At 45.4% G+C, this 529-nt stretch carries 1 protein-coding gene and 1 pseudogene; both read right to left on the bottom strand.

The genetic code is table 11. The features are described from left to right. A partial coding sequence (locus tag R7Z50_RS30850) for a BON domain-containing protein (RefSeq protein ID WP_318150193.1) occupies positions 1-297 on the bottom strand: 297 nt, incomplete at its 3' end. Between the two features lie 20 nt (positions 298-317). Beyond that, positions 318-529, bottom strand: a pseudogene (locus R7Z50_RS30845) (phosphoheptose isomerase); the annotation flags it as partial.

Genomic DNA, 529 nt, shown 5'->3' with positions numbered 1-529 from the left:
GCCATCAATGGCTCTAGCTCGTTGCTCAATTTGATTAATCAAACCTTGAGTTGGAGCTTGGCCCATTAAAACAACCGTACCATTGTACGAGCTCGCAACAACTCGAACATGCCCTTTAAATGGTTCTTTATTACCGATCGCTGCGACTTCAAATTCAATATTGTTGTCTTGCCAGATCTGCTTCGTGGTGCGAGTATCTGTCACAATATTTGCCGTGGTGGCAGCTCCAGCAATGAACAGTCCCGCACATCCGCTCAAGCTTAAGATGGTACATAAAATGATAAGGCTACGTATCATAATGCTGATTCTCAAATCTGTTATTCTTCGTGAGCAGGGAAAAGTACTTGGTCAATCAAATCGCATAAGCAGTGAAGAGTGACCATATGCACTTCGTGAATGCGAGCCGTGCGATGGGATGGAATACGAATTTCTACATCGTTTTCGCCCAGTAATCCTGCCATCTCACCACCATCTTTTCCTGTTAGGGCGATAATGGTCATGTCGCGAGTTACGGCGGCTTCCATCGCTT

The organism is Vibrio sp. 1249-1 (assembly GCF_033340495.1).
This window is presented reverse-complemented; position numbering and strand designations above follow the sequence as displayed.